General features: G+C 73.5%; 14 protein-coding genes, 1 pseudogene and 1 riboswitch. Of the genes and pseudogenes, 6 read left to right on the plus strand and 9 right to left on the minus strand.

Features of this window, described 5'->3' with window-relative positions:
• Positions 1-165: 165 nt before the first annotated feature.
• Together ABZ452_RS29080 and ABZ452_RS29085 are read right to left on the minus strand one after the other, a co-directional pair.
• A complete protein-coding gene (locus ABZ452_RS29080) occupies positions 166-1104 on the minus strand; it encodes an ABC transporter substrate-binding protein (protein WP_357949572.1) in 939 nt (312 codons plus the stop codon).
• Positions 1105-1215: 111 nt separating this feature from the next.
• Positions 1216-1309: riboswitch (cobalamin riboswitch) on the minus strand.
• A 109-nt stretch (positions 1310-1418) separates the two neighbouring features.
• Positions 1419-2723, minus strand: a pseudogene (locus ABZ452_RS29085) (M14 family metallopeptidase); the annotation flags it as partial.
• A gap of 207 nt (positions 2724-2930) precedes the next feature.
• Here ABZ452_RS29085 and ABZ452_RS29090 point away from each other — a divergent pair.
• Complete coding sequence (locus tag ABZ452_RS29090; RefSeq protein WP_357949575.1) at positions 2931-4271, plus strand: C39 family peptidase; 1341 nt, start codon at positions 2931-2933, stop codon at positions 4269-4271.
• Between the two features lie 95 nt (positions 4272-4366).
• On the opposite strand, the gene ABZ452_RS29095 is transcribed toward ABZ452_RS29090, so the two are convergent.
• The 4 genes from ABZ452_RS29095 to mqnE all read right to left on the minus strand — a co-directional run bounded on the left by ABZ452_RS29095 (position 4367) and on the right by mqnE (position 6876).
• Positions 4367-4852, minus strand: coding sequence for a hypothetical protein (locus tag ABZ452_RS29095; RefSeq protein WP_357949577.1), 486 nt, complete (start codon positions 4850-4852; stop codon positions 4367-4369).
• A gap of 52 nt (positions 4853-4904) precedes the next feature.
• Positions 4905-5183, minus strand: a complete 279-nt coding sequence (locus ABZ452_RS29100) for a DUF4229 domain-containing protein (protein ID WP_357949580.1) — start codon at positions 5181-5183, stop codon at positions 4905-4907.
• Between the two features lie 84 nt (positions 5184-5267).
• Positions 5268-5696 (minus strand): hypothetical protein, encoded by a 429-nt coding sequence (locus ABZ452_RS29105; protein ID WP_357949583.1) that lies wholly within the window; start codon positions 5694-5696, stop codon positions 5268-5270.
• A gap of 10 nt (positions 5697-5706) precedes the next feature.
• Positions 5707-6876, minus strand: coding sequence for an aminofutalosine synthase MqnE (mqnE, locus tag ABZ452_RS29110; RefSeq protein WP_357949585.1), 1170 nt, complete (start codon positions 6874-6876; stop codon positions 5707-5709).
• Between the two features lie 236 nt (positions 6877-7112).
• Between mqnE and ABZ452_RS29115 the strand changes: the two genes are divergently transcribed.
• From ABZ452_RS29115 to ABZ452_RS29130, 4 genes are all read left to right on the plus strand, one after another.
• The gene (locus tag ABZ452_RS29115) at positions 7113-8678 is read left to right on the plus strand and encodes an NlpC/P60 family protein (RefSeq protein WP_357949588.1); all 1566 of its coding nucleotides are present in this window, start codon (positions 7113-7115) and stop codon (positions 8676-8678) included.
• Between the two features lie 110 nt (positions 8679-8788).
• Positions 8789-10063: a hypothetical protein gene (locus ABZ452_RS29120; RefSeq protein WP_357949590.1), complete on the plus strand. Its 1275-nt coding sequence runs from the start codon at positions 8789-8791 to the stop codon at positions 10061-10063.
• Positions 10064-10249: 186 nt separating this feature from the next.
• Positions 10250-12247, plus strand: a complete 1998-nt coding sequence (locus ABZ452_RS29125) for a DEAD/DEAH box helicase (protein WP_357949592.1) — start codon at positions 10250-10252, stop codon at positions 12245-12247.
• Positions 12248-12387: 140 nt separating this feature from the next.
• Positions 12388-13008: a putative glycolipid-binding domain-containing protein gene (locus ABZ452_RS29130; protein WP_357949830.1), complete on the plus strand. Its 621-nt coding sequence runs from the start codon at positions 12388-12390 to the stop codon at positions 13006-13008.
• A 4-nt stretch (positions 13009-13012) separates the two neighbouring features.
• Here the strand turns inward: ABZ452_RS29130 and ABZ452_RS29135 are convergent, their stop codons facing one another.
• From ABZ452_RS29135 to ABZ452_RS29145, 3 genes are read right to left on the minus strand one after another with little or no spacing between them, the layout of a single operon-like run.
• Complete coding sequence (locus ABZ452_RS29135; protein WP_357949594.1) at positions 13013-14104, minus strand: PLP-dependent cysteine synthase family protein; 1092 nt, start codon at positions 14102-14104, stop codon at positions 13013-13015.
• Positions 14105-14114: 10 nt separating this feature from the next.
• A complete protein-coding gene (locus ABZ452_RS29140) occupies positions 14115-14957 on the minus strand; it encodes an SDR family oxidoreductase (RefSeq protein ID WP_357949597.1) in 843 nt (280 codons plus the stop codon).
• A 46-nt stretch (positions 14958-15003) separates the two neighbouring features.
• A complete protein-coding gene (locus tag ABZ452_RS29145) occupies positions 15004-15462 on the minus strand; it encodes an Lrp/AsnC family transcriptional regulator (protein WP_091261335.1) in 459 nt (152 codons plus the stop codon).
• 268 nt (positions 15463-15730) lie between these two features.
• On the opposite strand from ABZ452_RS29145, the gene ABZ452_RS29150 reads away from it, so the two are divergent.
• Positions 15731-15997, plus strand: coding sequence for a BldC family transcriptional regulator (locus ABZ452_RS29150; protein WP_013473529.1), 267 nt, complete (start codon positions 15731-15733; stop codon positions 15995-15997).
• The last annotated feature ends 22 nt before the right edge of the window (positions 15998-16019 follow it).

A 16019-nucleotide genomic window follows, 5' to 3' on the forward strand; every position in this document is an offset into this window, starting at 1 on the left:
GGGCGTACCCGGAAAAGGGTTTCGGGGGGCCCGCCCCGCCCCGCGCCGGCGCGGGGGCGGCCCCGCCTCTCCTTGCGGGGGGGGTTGGGGGGGCGCGGGGCGGGCGGGACGCCTCGGGCGCCCCGGCCGGCCGGTCGGTGGGTTCCGCTGGTCGCACGGTCGGGCTCAGGCCGGGACCTTGGCGGTGGCGTCCACGATCACCTTGAGCAGGTCGACCACACGCGGACCCCAGCGGGAGGCGATGTCGTCGTCCAGCGCCACGATCTGGTTGTTCTTCACGGCGGTCACGCCGGCCCAGCCGCTGCGGGCCTTGACGGTCTCCGGGGTCTGCTTGCAGCACTTGGTGTCGGCCAGGAAGACGAAGTCGGGGTTCGCCCGGACGATGACCTCCTGGGAGAGCTGCGGGTAGCCGCCGTTCTTCCCGTCGGCGTCCGCGGGGTCGGCGATGTTCGCCAGGCCGGCGAGGGCGTAGATCGAGCCGATGAAGGTCTTGCTGGTCGCGCTGTACAGCTCGGGGCCCAGCTCGTGGTAGTAGGTGAGCTTCGTCGCCCGCTTCGGCAGGTCCTTGGTGAGCGCGGTGACGTCGTCCTTCATCTTCTTCGTGACGGCGTCCGCCTCGGCCGGGTGGCCGGTGAGCTTCCCCAGGTCGGTGATCTGCTGGTAGGTGTCGTCCAGCGTGGTCGCCGCCGGGGTGAGCAGCACCGGGATCTTCAGCGTGGTGAGCTGGTCGACGATCCTGTTGGTGTCGTTGGCGAGCACCACCAGGTCGGGGCTCCGGCCGGCGATCGCCTCGGCGCTCGGCTGGTAGCCGGAGAGGTCGGTCTTCGGCGCCTCCGGCGGGTAGTTCGACTGGTCGTCCACGGCGGTGACCTGCTTGCCGGCGCCGACGGCGAAGAGCATCTCCGTCGCGGTGGGCGAGAGCGAGACGATCTTCTCGGGGCGCTTCTCCAGGGTCAGCTTGCCGACTGTGACCGGGAAGGCCGCGGCGGCCGGGCTGCCGCCGGCCGCGGGGGTGTCGTTCGAGGTCTTCTCGGCGCAGCCGCCGAGGAGCAGCGCGCCGGCCGCGAGGGCGGCGGCGAAGAGCCGGGGGGTACGTCTGGACATCGGTCCTCCTGTCGGTCGAGGAGCGTGGTGCTTCGCCGACAGGGACCTGAGCGGGCCCGTCCGCGAGGCGCCCTTCCTCGAGAGCGCGTGTCGCGACCGTGCCGCAGGCGACCTGGCTCGTCCCCCCACAGGTGTCGGCGCCGGCCGAGGCCGACGCCGTGTGCGGGGCATCACAGTTGCGGGACAGCGCCGGTTTCGCACCGGCTTCGCTGCGGGGTGGTCGGTGCCACCGTAGCGCATGACCAGCGGAGATCGTCCGGACGGGAGGGGGCGGTGGGGCCCCGGTACCGGGGCCCCACCGTGCTTCGTGGTCAGCAGTACTGGCTCTGCTTCCCGATCGCCCGGTACGGGCAGTCGGCGTATTCGGAGAGCAGCAGCACGGCCTCCCGGTTGCGGGAGGTCTGCGCGGGGATCACCTCGTCGGGCGGGTAGAAGCCGCCCCCGGAGGCCGACCCGGGGTACATCTCGAAGGTGTACGCCCAGATCTTGTGGGTCCCCCACATCCAGTCGATGCTGGTGCCGTCGGCGATGTAGAGGTCGCTGGACTGCTCCGGGGTGTAGCCGTTGCTGGACGCCATCTGCCGGCCGATGGTGGCGAAGGTGTTGTACTGGTCGGTGTTCATCCCGGTGGCGGTGTTGCTGTACGTGTAGCCGTACGGCCAGAGCACCAGCTGCGAGTAGGTGTGGAAGTCGATGTTCGCCTTGATCTGCTGCACCCCGCCGACCACCCGGCTGTTGACGAAGGTGCGCAGCGCCGCGGTCTCCGGGGCGGAGAAGGCGGACGGGCCGCGGTAGGTCTCCGACGAGGTCGAGCCCGACGAGCCGCCGCAGCAGCCCCACTGGTAGGACCAGTTCCGGTTCAGGTCGGTGCCGACGGACGAGGAGCCGCTGTTCGGCTGCCGGTTCTTCCGCCAGGAGCGGTAGGAGCCGGTGGCGATGTCGTACTCGCTGCCGTCCGGGTTGACCGTGGGGACGATCCAGATCTCGCGGGAGTTGACGAGGTTCGTGATCCGGGAGTCGCTGCCGTAGTTGTCGGTGAAGAGGTTGAGCAGGTAGATCGCCATCTCGACGGTCAGGTGCTCGCGGGCGTGCTGCTGGGCGTTGAAGAGGATCTCCGGCTCGCTCTCGTCGGTGCCGACGTTGTCGGAGATCTTCACGGCCATCAGGTCCCGACCCTGGTAGGACCGCCCGATGCTGAGCTTGCGGGCGATGGCCGGGTGGTCGGCGACCACGGTGTTCACCACCGACGTCAACTCGGCGTAGTCGTGGTAGTTGGAGTCGGCGGGCGGGAACGCGTACGCGACGGCGCCGGCGGCCGTGGCCGGTGCGACGTCCTTCTCCAGCCGGAAGCCGAGCCGGGTGATCGCGGCGGCCTCGGCGGTGGTGGCCGTGACGTGCAGCACCCCGTGTTCGGACTGGTCGATCGCCGCGCCGGTGCGGGCGACGGCGCTCCGGTCGGCGAGGGTGCGCGGGCCGAGCACCCGGTAGGCGACGGCGGCCGGTTCGCCGTCCGGTGCGGGCCGGGCGGCGGCCGGGCCGGTGACCGCGGCGACGAGGGTCAGGCCGACGGCGGCGACGAGGGCCAGCCGGCGGCGGAGGCGGGACGTGCGGAGGGCCATGGACAACCTCCTCGGGGTACGGGCGATCCCGTTGTCCGCACACTTCACCAGGAGTCACATGGTCATATCAATATTCATCACTATGTGCTTCCATCCCGACCGCATCCTCACGCCGGCAATGATTTTCCATGCGTCACCCTCTGGCGAAACTTCCCGCCAGGCGCGACAGTGAACGGCAACGAGCCCTTCCCACCTCACGGAGTGCACATGGTCAGACCAGCCCTGCGCGCGGTCGCCCTCGTCGGCGCCGCCGCGCTCGCTCTCGTCGGCGTGACGGCACCCGCCCACGCCGGGAACAACCTGCCGGTCGTCTCGCACGACGAGCAGATCACCTTCCAGGAGTGGTCCAAGTACCCCGACTGGCGCGGCGGCACCCACCAGGGCACCTTCGCCATCCCGGGGCACCGCACCGGGATCACCATCGGCCGCCCGGCCGGCACCACCGAGTTCACCGACGAGCACACCGGCACCACCCGGACCTGGGAGTACGCGACCTGGACCTCGCCGCAGCGGCAGGTCGGCTTCGACGCCAGCGAACTGGTCGCCTCGTGGAACGCCGCGACCCCGGCCGGCACCTGGATCCAGGTCGAGCTGCACGGCACCTACAACACCGGGCAGCAGACCCCCTGGTACGTCATGGGCCGCTGGGCCTCCGGCGACCAGGACATCAAGCGATCCACCCTGGACGGCCAGGGCGACCCCTGGTCGACCATCTGGACCGACACGTTCTCCATCGACGACGCCAAGGCCGGCGTGCTGCTGCGGTCCTACCAGCTCCGGCTGACCCTCTACCGCGCGCCGGGACAGACCGCCTCGCCGCGGGTCTGGATGCTCGGCGCGATGAGCTCCAACGTGCCGGACCGGTTCACCGTCGCCCCGAGCAAGGGTGGCATCGCCTGGGGCACCGAACTCGCGGTGCCGCGCTACTCCCAGAACATCCACATCGGGGAGTACCCCGAGTACGACGGCGGCGGCGAAGCCTGGTGCTCCCCCACCTCCACCGAGATGGTGGTCGAGTACTGGGGCCGGAAGCCCTCGGCCGAGGACATCGCCTGGGTCGACCCGAGCTACGCCGACCCGACCGTCGACCACGCCGCCCGGATGACCTACGACTACGAGTACGAGGGCGCGGGCAACTGGCCGTTCAACACCGCGTACGCGGCCAGCTTCCCGGGCCTGGACGCCCGGGTCACCCGGATGCACTCGCTGGACGAGGTGGAACGCTTCATCAAGGCCGGCATCCCCGTGATCACCTCGCAGTCCTTCCTGAGCGAGGAACTGGACGGGGCCAACTACGGCACCTCCGGGCACCTGTTCGTGATCGTCGGCTTCACGGCCGACGGTGACGTGATCGTCAACGACCCCGCCTCGTCGTCCGACGACGTGGTCCGCAACGTCTACAAGCGGGAGCAGTTCGAGCAGATCTGGCTGCGCACCAAGCGCCACCGGGCGAACGGCACCGTGGCCTCCGGCTCCGGCGGCATCGCGTACCTGATCAAGCCCACCAACCGGGCCTGGCCGGTGGTGCCGGGCTCGACCAACTGGTGAAACGCCGCGGGCCCGGCGCGATCCCCGCTCGGGGATCGCGCCGGGCCCGGTTTCGTTGGAAGGGGCGGGTTTCCCGCTGGAGGGACGGGTCTCCGCTAGAGGGACGGGGCGAAGGAGGCCGGCTGGGCGGTGGGCTGCTTCGCCCGGCGCCGGTTCCGGATCGCCCGCACGATGATCCACACCCAGGCCACCAGGGCGGCCACGCCGGCCAGGGCCAGCCCGGTCACCAGCAGGTACGTCGACCCGCCCGTGGTGGAGAAGACCCCGGCCCGGGCGCCGGTGTCCCGAGCGGGAGCGGTGGCGCCGGCGGCGAGGCCGTCGGGCGCGTCGTAGAGGATCACGTCGGCACGGCGGGCACCGCCCTGGTCGGCCACGAAGGTGCCGCGCCACTCGCAGTTACGCCGGCCGCAGTCCTCGTGGACCGCGGTGAAGGTGCCCGGCGTGCCGCCACCGTTCTTCGCCTCCCAGGTGGGAGCGAGGTCGGTGACGCTCAACATCAGTCCGATGGCGGCGATGACCGGCAGGCCGATCCAGACGAAGACCTTCGTCCGCCACCCGTTGATCGTGTTCAGGAAACTCACGGCGGCAGACGCTAGCGGCCGGCGTCGTTTCCCGCTGCCCCGTTTCGGGCGGTCAGCTCTCGCGGCGCTCGTCGGTGCGCTCGGCCTGGTCGTCCCCGGCCAGCGCGGAGCGCAGCCGATCCTTCTCGGCGCGACGCCGCTCCGCCGCCTCGGACATCTCACCGGCCATCTCGTCCCGCCAGCCGCGGAGCAGGAAGAACGACAGCGCGGCGGAGAAGACCAGCGCCAGCATCAGCCGCAGGAACATGTTCATCTCGACGAACCAGAGGGCCGCCAGCACGCCGACGAACAGCCCGATCCGGCCCAGCGTGTACTTGACCGCCGCGCTCACTGCGACGCCTCGGTTCGCGACTGCGGGGCTCGCAAACCCGGCTCACTCCTCGCGCTCACGCTGCCCTGCCTTCTCTCTCACGCCTCAGCCCGTCCGCCGGGCCAGCCAGTGCACGCCATGAAACCAGACCACCGCGTAGACCACGGTGAACACCGCCGCGGCCAGCGCGCCGGACACCAGCGCCGGCAGTCCGGCGGCGAGGCCGGCCGCCAGCAGCCCGGCGAGAACGCCGAGCGCGACCCCGGCCAGCGCCGCGAGCACCCGGGCCGAGCCGAACTCCCAGGCCCGGAAGTCGTCCCAGAACAGCCAGAGCGGCAGGATCACCGCCAGCCAGCCGTTGGTCCGCCCGAACCGGCCCGCGCCCATGGTGGCGAAGGCCCACTCGAAGAGCACCAGCGCCAGCACCCCGATCACCAGCCCGGCGAGACTCACCCCGAGCAGGTCGCCCAGGGTGAGGATGCGCCCCTCGTCGTCCCGCCGGGGGAAACTGCGCTGCTGCTCCTCGGTGCTCATCGGCGTGCGGTCAGGCCCAGACCTGCTGCGGCTCGGCGCGGCGCTCGGCCAGCGACGGGGCCGCGTCGTACTCGCGGACGATCTCGTAGCGGGTGTTCCGCTCGACCGGGCGGAAGCCCGCGTCCCAGATCAGGTTCAGCAGGTCCTCGCGGTGCATGGTGTTCGGCGTGCCGTACGAGTCGGCGTCGTGGGTGATCTTGTATTCCACGACCGAGCCGTCCAGGTCGTCGACACCGAAGTTCAGCGAGAGCTGGGCCACCGAGAGGCCGTGCATCACCCAGAAGTTCTTGACGTGCGGCACGTTGTCGAACAGCAGCCGGGAGACGGCGAACGTCTTCAGCGACTCGGCCGGCGAGGCCATCGTGGTGCGCGCCTGGATCTTGTTACGGATCTTGCCGTCCGCCGAGTCCACGAAGTCGTGCTGGTAGCGCAGCGGAATGAAGACCGCGAAGCCGCCGGTCTCGTCCTGGAGCTCGCGCAGCCGCAGCACGTGGTCGACCCGGTGCCGGGGCTCCTCGATGTGGCCGTACAGCATCGTCGCCGGGGTCTGCATGCCCTTGCGGTGCGCCAGGGCGTGGATCCGCGACCAGTCCTCCCAGTGGCAGGCGTGGTCGACGATGTGCTGCCGGACCTCCCAGTCGAAGATCTCCGCGCCACCGCCGGTGAGCGACTCCAGGCCGGCGTCCATCAGCTCGTCGAGGATCTCGTCGGCGCTCAGGCCGCTGATCTTCTCGAACCACTGCACCTCGGTCGCGGTGAAGCACTTGAGCTTGACGTTCGGCAGCGCCGCCTTCAGCTCGCGCAGCACCTTCGGGTAGTAACGCCAGGGCAGCGTCGGGTGCAGGCCGTTGACGATGTGCAGCTCGGTGAGCTGCTCGTCCTCCATCTCCTTGGCCTTGCGGACCGCCTCGTCGATGCGCATCGTGTAGGCGTCCTTCTCGCCCGGCTTGCGCTGGAACGAGCAGTACGCGCACGAGGCGGAGCAGACGTTGGTCAGGTTGAGGTGCCGGTTGACGTTGAACATCACCCGGTCACCGTTCATCTCGGTGCGCTTGTGGTGGGCCAGTCGCCCCAGCCAGGCGAGGTCGTCGCTCTCGTAGAGGGCGATTCCGTCCGCACGGGTGAGCCGCTCCCCCGCGTAGACCTTCGCTTCGAGCTCGCGCTTGAGTCCGGCGTCCATCGAAAGCCACGTCCCTTCCACCTGCGGTCCCGGTCGAGCGTACGTCGCGCGCCCGACGACCCGGCGACCCGGTCAACCGCAGCGACCTACTTCACCGGACTACCGGCCGGCCGTCACCCTCCGCACATCGACATAGCTGCGTTCGTGAGGTAAGACAGGATGGGGCGGAACACACACCGGTACCGTCCTGGCTCAGCGCGCCCACCTCGCGCGAAAAGCAGACGACGGGGAGCGGAATGGTCGAGAGCATCCAGGGCCGACGCCGACGAAACCGGATTCCGGTGATCTCGCCGGTGCTGCGCCCGGCGCTCTGGTCCGCACTGCTCGGCGCGGTCGCCGCCGCGGCGCTGGCCACCCCGGCCTGGGCCGACCCGCTGCCCGACACCGTCCCCGACACCGGCTCCCGCCCCCGCGTCGCCGGCACCCTCCAGCTTCCCACCGTGCCCGGCGCCGTCCCGGGCCTCCCCGGCACGGTCACCGGCGGGCCCGGCACCACCCCGGGCCTCCCCGGCGTCACCAACCCCGCCGACGGCCCGCTGATCGCCCAGATCAACCAGGCCGACGCGCAGGTCGCCCAGCTCGGCGACACCCTGCTCAGCGTCAAGGGCGAACGGGACACCGCGCAGGCGGACCTGGCCCTGGCCGCCGCCCGGCTGAAGGAGGCCCAGGACGCGCTCGTCCGGGCCCAGGAGAACGCGAAGACCGCCGCCGCCGACGCGGTCAAGGCCGACGCCGCGCTGCCGCCCGGTGAGTTCGGGGCCAGCCTGCGCGAGCTCGCCAACCTCCAGCGGATCACCCGGGGCGACAAGGCCGAGGGCGCCACCACCGCGGTGACCGGCGAGCTGGCCCGGGCCACCACGGCCGAACAGGTCGCCCGCCAGGCGCACGCCTCGGCCGAGCGGCGTGCCACCGAGAAGAGCGCGGAGTACACCCGGGTCGAGACCGACCTGCACAAGCAGGAAGCCGCGCTGGTCAAGCTCCGCAGGGACAACGCCGCCAAGCTGCGCGAGATCGAGCGCCTCGAGGACGCCGCCGAGCAGCAGATCGGCAGCTCGTACGTCGTCAACCAGAGCGTCAGCGGGCGGGTCGCCGACCCGAGGGCGCTGGCCGCGGTGCGCTACGCCCTCGCCCAGCTCGGCGACCCCTACCTCTGGGCGGCCGAGGGGCCGGACCGGTTCGACTGCTCGGGCCTGGTGCTCGCCTCCTACCAGGCGGCCGGCTACCGCGGCCTGCCCCGCGTCTCCCGCGACCAGTACTACGCCACCCGCTCCCGCACGGTCGACCCCAACGCGCTCCTCCCCGGCGACCTGCTCTTCTTCGCCTCGGGCAGCAGTTGGACGAGCATCCACCACGTCACCATGTACATCGGCAACGGCAAGATGGTCGAGGCGCCGCGCACCGGCGACGTCGTCAAGATCTCCGTGGTCCGGTGGTCCCGGCTCTACGCGGCCACCCGGGTGATCGGCGCGGTCCCCGCCCCGGCCACCCCGGCGCCGGCCCCGACGGTGCCGACCACGCCGCCGACAACCCCGTCGAAGCCCAGCCCGACGCCCAAGCCCACGAAGACGGCCACGCCCAAGCCGACGAAGACGGCCACGCCGAAGCCGACGCCGAGCACGTCGAGCCCGACGCCCACCCCGTCGACCTCGCCGAGCACCACGCCGCCGACGACGCCGCCGCCGAGCCCGTCCGACTCGCCCACCTCGACGCCGCCGACCAGCACCGCGCCGTCCGGCGGCAGCGCGGACCCGACCGGCAGCACGGCCGAGAGCACCTCGGCGAGCCCGAGCGCCACCGACTGACCCAACCGTCCACTCCGGCTGTGCTCCCGGGCCGGAATGTGGCACGGTGAGACCCAGGCACGCCCGGCCGGTGCGACGGCCGGGGGCGAGCGTGGGCGCGGAGGGGCGAGATGGGCGAGCAGGACGTTCCGGCGGAGACGGTCCACCCCGGATCCGCGCCCGACGCCGCCGACCGGCCGGCCGGGCCCGCGGAGGAGCGACCGGGCCAGGACGGCCCGGTGGCCGTCGCCCGGGCCCGGGTGAGCGTCGCCGGCGCCGCGTCGCCGCCGGCCGATGAGCGGCCGAGCGCGCCGGCCACCGCCACCACGTACCGGGCGGGCGGCCCGGCGGAGTCGGTTCCGGAGCTGGATCGGCGCCAGCCCGGCGCCTCCGTTCCGCCGCCCTCGACCTGGTCCGCCTTCGCCGCCGCCGAGCGCGGCGGAGCGGAGGCGCCGGCTGCCGACGGCGACCGGCCGCAGGCCCCGAAGACCTCCGTGCCCGCTCAGGGGCAGGCCCGCGCCAGCGCGTCGGTCCCCGGGCTGACCCGGGCCTCGGCCGACGAGGTCGCCGCCGCGGTCGCCGGGACGTCCGGCAGCGCCAAGGTCTACCGCGCCGGCCCGGTCAACCCCGAGCCGCCCGAGCCGGCCCAGCCGCCGGAGCCGGCCCAGCCCCCGACGCCGCCCGTGCCCGAGCCCGAGCCGGCGCCGACCCCCGTGCCGGGTCCGACCCCGCCCTCGCCGGCGCCGCCCGTGCCGGCGCCGGAGCCCCCGTTCCGGCCGGTGCCGCCGGTGCCCGCACCGCCGCCGGGCCCGACCCCGCCGGGACCGGTGCCCCCGGTGCCGGGGCCACCGGCGCCGCCGCCGGGACCGCCGGTGCCCGCGCCTCCGCCGCCGCCCGGCCCGATGCCCGCGCCACCGTTCCCGCCGCCGCCCGCCATGGCCGGCGTACCGGGGTCGACGCCGTTCGCGGACGCCGGGCAGCCCGCTGCGCCCGCCGCGCCGTGGGCCTCGGGGCCGCTGACCGGCGCACCGGCGGTGCCCGCCCCGGCCCTGCCGACCTGGCCGCCGTCGACCAACCCCACCGCATACGGGTCCGGACCCGCCGGCAACCCCCCCGGCGCCCCGCCGAGCGGTCCCGCCGGCAGCGTGTACGGCGGCACCGAGGGGCCGGGCTTCGCCACCGTCTCCTTCCCGCAGGGCAACCCGCTGGAGAACTCCGGCTCGCTGACCGGGCACATCCTGGCCCAGGGCTGGACCGAGGACGCCCCGGCGACCCGGTCGAGCAACACCAAGGTCGTGATCGTGCTGGCCGGCGCGTTGGCGCTGCTGGTCGCGATCAGCCTGGTGGTGGTCTTCCTGGCCAACGACGCGCTCAGCGGGATCACCGGCGCCGCGCTGACCAGGTGACCGGGGTGAGCCCGCCCACTACGCCCTCGCGGCGCGGTGGCGGGTTCGCCGCGCCGCCGTACACTTGTGGGGATCACTGACCCGGCGCGCCCATTGCGCGCCCATGGGCGATCTTGCGGGCGAATCGGCGGCGTGACGAAGCCGCGGCGGCCATCGCGAAGATGCGCCCCGCTCGAAAGGCATTTCTTGACCACGTTCGCTGCCACCGGCACGTCCCCGTCCGCCGACCCCACCATCGACACCCCTGACTTCGCCGCCCTCGGCCTGCCCCGCCAGCTGGTCGAGGCGCTCGCCCGGCAGGGCATCACCACCCCGTTCGAGATCCAGCGGGCCACCCTGCCGGACGCCCTCGCCGGCCACGACGTGCTCGGCCGGGGCCAGACCGGCTCGGGCAAGACGCTCGCCTTCGGCCTGCCGGTGATCGCCCGCCTCGCGGAGCGCAACCGGGCCCGGCCGCTGCACCCGCGCGCCCTGGTCCTGGTGCCGACCCGCGAGCTGGCCATGCAGGTCAACGACGCGCTGATGCCGCTCGGCAAGGCCGTCGGCATCTTCCTGAAGACCGCCGTCGGCGGTGTCCCGTACGACCGGCAGATCGATGCGCTGCGCCGCGGCGTGGAGATCGTCGTGGCCACCCCGGGGCGGCTCGGCGACCTCATCGAGCGGGGTGTCTGCAACCTCGACGACGTCGAGATCACCGTGCTGGACGAGGCCGACCAGATGGCCGACATGGGCTTCCTGCCCGAGGTCACCCAGCTGCTGGCGAAGACGCCGGCGGACGCCCAGCGGCTGCTCTTCTCGGCCACCCTGGACAACGACGTCGACACCCTGGTCAAGCGGTTCATGACCGACCCGGTCACCCACTCGACCGCGCCGGCGACCGCTGCCGTGTCCACCATGGACCACCACCTGCTGCTGATCCCGCCGCACGACAAGTTCGCCGTGGCGGCGTCCATCGCGGCCCGCGAGGGCCGCACCATGCTCTTCGCGCGTACCCAGCTCGGTGTCGACCGGCTGGTCGAACAGCTCGGCGCCGTGGGTGTGCGGGCCGGCGGCCTGCACGGCGGCAAGACCCAGCGGATGCGCACCCGGACCCTGGCCGAGTTCCGCGAGGGCCGGGTGAACGTGCTGGTCGCCACCGACGTGGCGGCCCGGGGCATCCACGTCGACGGCGTGACGCTGGTGCTGCACATCGACCCGCCGAAGGACCCGAAGGACTACCTGCACCGGGCGGGTCGCACCGCGCGGGCCGGTGAGTCCGGCGCGGTGGCGACCCTGGTGCTGCCGAAGCAGCGCCGGACGACGCTCGCCATGCTGGAGAAGGCGGGCGTCGCGCCGGCCGAAACCCGGGTCCGCGCCGGCGACGCGGCGCTGGCCGAGCTGACCGGCGCCCGCGAGCCCAGCGGGGTGCCGGTCCGCGAGGAGCCGGAGCCGCGCCGGGGCGGCCCGCGCCGCTCGGGTGACCGCGACGGGCGCGGCGAGCGCCGCTTCGGCGACCGGCCGACCGGCCGGGGCTTCGACCGGGGCGACCGCCGCCACGACGACCGCCCGACCGGCGGCCGCGGCTACGACCGGCCCTCCGGCGAGCGGCGCTTCGACCGCGAGGGCTTCGGCGAGCGCCGCAGTGCCGACCGGGGCGGGTTCGACCGCGCCGACCGGGGCGGAGCCGACCGCGGCGACCGGCGCTTCGGGGACCGGGGTGAGCGGCGCGACGAGCGCGGCTCCGGCCGGCCCACCGGCGACCGCCACTTCGGCGACCGCGGCGGGCGCGACCAGCACCGGCCGACCGGCGCCGCTCGCGGCTACGACCGGGACGGCCACGGCGACCGGCGGCACGACGACCGGCCCACCGGCGGCCGATCCTTCGGCGACCGGCCCACGCAGGGCCGCGGCTACGGCGACCGGGACGGCGGCCGCGCCTACGGCGACCGGCCGACCGGCGGGCGCTCCTACGGCGACCGGCCGACCGCCGGTCACGGTGACCACGGCCGCCGCTACGAGGACCGCCCGCAGGGCGAGCGGCGCTACGGCGACCGCGACGGCCGGGGTGACCGGCGCTTCGGCGAGCGGGGCGAGTTCCGTCCGGCCGAGCACCGGGGCGGCTTCCGGCCGGAGCGGGGCCGCGAGGACCGCCCGCGCGACGACCGGCGCGGCTTCGGCGGCCGGCCGCCGGCCCGTACCCACTGACCCACCGCACCGCACGACCCCGGCCGCACCGGCCGGGCCCGCGAACACCGGCGCCGCCGTCGAGCCACCGCTCGGCGGCGGCGTTCGTGCATCCGCTGCCGGTGTCCGGCCGGTCGCGTAACGTCCGGTTCATGCCGACCATGCCGAAGTCGCTGTTCTGGACCCGGACCGACACTGCCGGCTCGGAGCACGTGCTGCTCGACGACCGGCAGGGCCTGACCGCGCAGGGCGTGGCCCTGGCCGTCGACCCGATCCCCTACACGTGCCGCTACCAGCTGACGCTGGGCGCGGACTGGTCGACCAGCCGGCTGGAGGTCACCGCGGAGGGCGCGGGCTGGACGCGGAGCGTACGCCTGGAACGGGCCGGGGACGGATGGCGGGTGCGCACCGGCGAGGAGGGTGACCTGGACGCGGCGTTGCGCGCGGCCGGGCATCCGCCGGCCGGGCTGCCGGGCACCGACGACCCGGACCGGCTGGCCGAGGCGCTCGACGTCGACCTGGGCGGCTCGCCGCTGACCAACACCCTGCCGGTCCGCCGGCTCGACCTGGGCCGGGCCCCGGCCGACCAGGCACGAACGATCACCGCGGCCTGGGTGCTGCTGCCCGGCCTCGCGGTGGTCCCCGCCGAGCAGGTCTACACCCCGCTCGGGCCGGGCCGGGTCCGCTACGCCAGCGGCTCCTTCACGGCCGACCTGGACGTGGACCAGGAGGGCTTCGTGGTGCGCTACCCGGGGCTGGCCGAGCGGATCGACCCGCGCTGACTCCTCAGGCCGGCCAGGCGCCGGTGGCCAGGAAGCGGTCGATGGTGGCCAGGTGCGGCGCGAGGTCGAGGCCCTGCCCGGCCACCCACTCGTCGTTGTAGTAGGTGTGTGCGTAACGGTCGCCCGGATCGCAGATCAGGGTGACCACCGAGCCGGTCCGGCCGGCGGCGAGCAGCTCCGCGATCAGCGCGAACGCACCCCAGAGGTTGGTGCCGGTGGAGCCGCCCACCCGGCGGCCGAGCACCGCCGAGCCGGCCCGCATGGCGGCCAGCGACGCCGCGTCCGGCACCTGCATCATCCGGTCCACCACGCTGGGCAGGAAGGACGCCTCGACACAGGGCCGGCCGATCCCCTCGATGCGGGAGCCCTTGTCGGTGCGGACCGACCAGTCGCCGGCCTGCCACGCCGGGTAGAACGCCGAGTTCTCCGGGTCGACCACGCAGAGCTTGGTGGGCAGCCGGCGGTAGCGGGCGTACCGGCCGATGGTGGCGCTGGTGCCGCCGGTGCCGGCGCCCACCACGATCCACGCCGGCACGGGGTGCCGTTCCAGGGCGAGCTGCGCGTAGATCGACTCGGCGATGTTGTTGTTGCCCCGCCAGTCGGTGGCCCGCTCGGCGTAGGTGAACTGGTCCATGTAGTGCCCGCCGCTGTCCTCGGCGAGCCAGCGCGCCTCGATGACCACCTTGGCGGGGTCGCGCACCAGGTGGCAGCGGCCGCCCTGGAACTCGATCTGGGCGATCTTCTCGGGCGAGGTGGAGGCGGGCATGACCGCGATGAACGGCAGCCCGAGCATCCGCGCGAAGTACGCCTCGGAGACCGCCGTCGAACCGGACGACGCCTCGACGATCGTGGTGTCCGGGCCGATCCAGCCGTTGCAGAGCCCGTACAGGAAGAGCGACCGGGCCAGCCGGTGCTTGAGCGAGCCGGTGGGGTGCACCGACTCGTCCTTGAGATAGAGGTCGATGCCCCACTCCCGGGGCAGCGGGAAGGGCAGGAGGTGGGTGTCGGCGGAGCGGTTGGCGTCCGCCTCGACCGTGGCGATGGCCTCGGTCACCCAGCTCCGGCTGGCCTCGTCACACCGGTCGAGATGAGTCACGCCGGCAACGTTACAAGCGAGGCCCGCTCGCCTCGGGACGGACCCGGCGCGCCTGCCGGCGCTGGCCGGCCCGGCCGGCGGCCCGGACCACCGGGGTGAGGGCCAGGGCGAGCCGGGGGAAGGCGTCCAGGAGCCGCACCTGGGCGCCGCGCCAGCGCGGCAGGCTGACCACCGGCCGGGGCCGCCGGGCCAGCCGCACGGCCCGCGCGGCGACCCGCTCCGGGGTCAGCAGCGACCCGGTGAAGGATGCCAGGGCACCGGGGTCGTCGAGCTTGTCGTGCAGCATCGGCGTCCAGATCCCGTCCGGGCAGAGGCACGACACGTGTACGCCTCGGACGCCGGCCATCCGCAGGTCGGCGAGGGTGCCGAGGCTGAACGCCAGGAGGGCGTGCTTGCTGGCCGCGTAGACGGTCTCGCCGGGGGCGGCGATCAGCCCGGCCAGCGAGACGACGTTGAGCACGTGGCCGTGGCCCTGCGCCCGCATCTCCGTCAGGGCCGCGTGGGTGCCGTTCATCGCACCGAGCGCGTTCACCTCGACGAGCCGGCGCCGGGCCCTAGCGTCGTGCGTCCAGGACGGCCCGGTGGCCAGGATGCCGGCGTTGTTGACCCAGAGTGTGAGCCCGCCCGGCGTCCCGGCCGCCTCGGCGGCCACCGTCGCGCAGGCCGCCTCGTCGCGGACGTCGAGGGGGCGGGACCAGCCACCGAGCGGTGCCGCCGCGGTGGCCACGGCCTCCGCGTCCACATCGGTGAGCAGGACCCGCCAGCCGTCGGCGTGCAGCGCGGCGGCGATCGCCCGGCCGAGGCCGCCGGCCGCCCCGGTCACCACGGCGGCGCCCCGCCCCGGAGTCGTCATCGGCGCACGGTAGCGCTCCGCGCCGGCCGGGACCAGAGCGAGACGGTCAGGAAGCGGCGGATTCGAGGGGCTGGGGACGGTTCTCCCACTTGGTCGACAGGGCGATGCCGGTGCGGGTGGAGGCCACCCCGGCGGTCCGGTTCAGCCGGACGATCAGCTGTTCCAGCTCGGCGATGGTGCCCACCCGGGCCTTCAGCAGGAACGATTCGACGCCCGCCATGAAATAGCAGGACTCGATCTCCGGCATCTGCCGGAACGCCTCCAGCACGTCGTCGGTGTCCGCGGTCGAGTCCTCCACGATGCCGATCAGCGCCGTGACGCCGAGCCCGATGGCCTCCGGCTCCACCTCGGCCCGGTAGGCCCGGATGACGCCGCCCGACTCCAGCTTGCCGACCCGCTCGTGCACCGCCGGGGCGGAGAGGCCGACCTGGCGGGCCAGCTCGGCGTACGACAGGCGGGCGTTGCCCCGCAACAGCTCCACGAGGCTCAGGTCGATCGCGTCCACGGAGAGTGACCCTATCCTTTCGGGCGTAACGCCCGACACGCGGCATCAGTTGAACATGACGTCACGTTGCCGTTCACAAACGTGCAGTCACGGGGGTTCTACACCGGTAGCATTTACTAACTTCTCACTGTGTGCGTTTTTCGCGTTTGGCGGACACGCCAGGTCGCTGGTGCTGTAATTGCCATACGTCCCTCATGACGGCTCTGGGCTCGCACCGGCCGGGGGCAGTGTGTTCAGCCGGGGGCTTCGTCGACGCGAGGAGGGGGCTGTGGACACTGGAGATCGCCTGCTGACACCTGGTGAGGTCGCCGCGCTGTTTCGGGTTGACCCGAAGACCGTCACCAGATGGGCAGCGGCCGGCCGGATCGGCAGCATCCGGACTCCAGGCGGGCATCGCCGGTTTCGGGAATCCGAGGTGCGAGCCCTGCTTGAGGGGGAGGGCATGCTGGACGAGGCGGAGGACATGGGCAAGGCACGCAACATGGGCCCGACCGCTTCGACCGGCCCAGGGCCGGCGAACGCCGGAATGTACTGAGGCGACACCGATCGGGACGCGG

This window comes from Micromonospora sp. NPDC005707, assembly GCF_040631005.1.
In the GTDB taxonomy this organism is placed as follows: domain Bacteria; phylum Actinomycetota; class Actinomycetes; order Mycobacteriales; family Micromonosporaceae; genus Micromonospora.